Below are 1887 nucleotides of genomic sequence, written 5' to 3'. Positions count from 1 at the left end.
CGATAGTTCGACAAATCGAGAAGTCGAAGTGTCGATAGATAGTTTTATCGATAGATTATTTTGACGATATATAGTTTTGACAACAGATAGTCATGACAACAAATTGTACAAACAACAGATTGTCCGTATTATCGTCAGTCCTATCTGTTGTTGGTTGTTACGCCTTGCGTCTAAAGAGCCTGAGTATGCCGTATTCTTGTCGTGCCTATGCTCTCTACGGTAGCCCTGCCCTGCAAGGTTGGGAGAGATGAATACGACCGCACGAATATTGAAAATGGCAATACCACCTTGAAAAAGAAAAATCCTGCGGTGGAGATTCTTCTCTCCATCCGCAGGACTCGACCTTGTCAGGGCAGACAGGCTGCCGTTGTACCTTTGCACGATAAGAAACGGCATCAGGGACTTTGCGTGCGCCTTTGCTTACAACGCCTTCGGGCTTGCTTCCTCCGTCAGTCTGACCGTTGGCAGATTGTTGCTCTCGATGAGCTGCACTATCGTGCCTGTGAGTTCGGTGTAAAGACGGTCGTATTGTCCGCTTGCGGCAAATGTGTCCGTCAAACCGAATTTGTCGAATGTGGCTTGAACAGCCTTGTTCGACAACAGTATAGGTACGAGTTTCTCTGGGAGCGGTGCAGGAAGTTCCCTTTCAAACTCGTTTTCCAACACGGATATAAGCGTATCGTACTTGGAAAAGTGCAAGCCTTGATACAATGCCTCGCTTGCCATGCTCTCCGCTTCAATGTGTGTAAGGCCTTGTGCTACAGCATCGCAGTAAACTGTGAGAGCCATATCTGCCCGTGCAGTGATAAACTCCGTATCTTGCAACTTTTCGGGGTGATGCTCACTCATGTAACTTCTTAACTTCAATCGAAAGTAAGAAAGTTCCTGTTTGTTGTTCTCTTTCATAATCGTTTGGTTTTCAATCGTGAATAATAAATGTTTGGTAATTACTTCCTTTTTATGCTTGTTGTAATGGAACGTTCTGCCGTGCTATCGACTCACAATAACCTTCAAAGGCAATATGCTCCCTATCGGTGAGTGCAGTCATATCCTCTTGTATCTTATGGTCGGTTATCTTTCCGTAGATTTGTGTCGTACCGATATTGCTGTGTCCGAGCATCTTGCTGAGCGTTTCCATCGAAATACCATTGGAAAGACATATCGTGGTTGAGAATGTGTGGCGAGCCATGTGAAAGGTCAAGCCTTTCTCTATCCGGCATATCTGCCCGATGTTCACACACGCAAAGGATGCTTTCCTTATTGTAAGATTGGGGAATATCAATTCGTCTGCTTTCTTGTCCTTGACATAGAGCGAAAGTATTTGTTTGGCAATGGGCAGAAGCGGAATGATGGCTTCCACGTCTGTTTTCTGCCTTTTAATGCGGATTTCCGCCGTGCCGTCAGCATTATGGATGATGTGCTTCGGCTTGAGCCGTTGCATGTCCACACGAGCCAGTCCTGTAAAGGCACAGAAAAGGAAGAGTTGTCTTGCACGCTCAAACTGTCTGTCAATGATGGGTGTTTGCAGTACCCGCTGCAGTTCCTCCGTTGTGAGATAACGCCTTGTACGGTGTGGAAGTTCTGCCTTGTAGTCCGCAAAGGGATCAATGCGGATATACTTCTTCTGCTGACCGATGCCGATGAGTTTCCGCAGGAAAATGACCGCAATCTGAATAGTGGCAAGGGAAAGGTTGCGCTCTGATTTGAGATAGAAGTCCATCCCCCCGATAAAGTCGTAGTCCAACAGGGAGTAGCGGATATCCTCCAGCCCTAAGCGTTCACGCAGATAAGCCTCTATGAGTTGTGTGGCATAGATGTAGTTGGCAAAGGTCGGCTTGGCAACCGTTATTCCCACACAAGGACGCTTTTCCTCAATAAATAGTCGGG

2 protein-coding genes are annotated in these 1887 nt (G+C 46.6%); both read right to left on the bottom strand.

Annotated elements, in window-relative coordinates; translation table 11 throughout:
- Positions 1-420 precede the first annotated feature (420 nt).
- Complete coding sequence (locus HMPREF9420_RS12125) at positions 421-906, bottom strand: DUF1896 domain-containing protein (protein WP_007136021.1); 486 nt, start codon at positions 904-906, stop codon at positions 421-423.
- A 52-nt stretch (positions 907-958) separates the two neighbouring features.
- Positions 959-1887, bottom strand: a 929-nt coding sequence (locus tag HMPREF9420_RS12120) for a site-specific integrase (RefSeq protein WP_007136020.1), incomplete at its 5' end; no start/stop codon positions are given.

Source organism: Segatella salivae DSM 15606, from assembly GCF_000185845.1.
GTDB lineage: Bacteria > Bacteroidota > Bacteroidia > Bacteroidales > Bacteroidaceae > Prevotella > Prevotella salivae.
The sequence above is the reverse complement of the archived record's forward strand: the minus strand, read 5'-3'. Positions and strand labels throughout refer to the sequence as shown.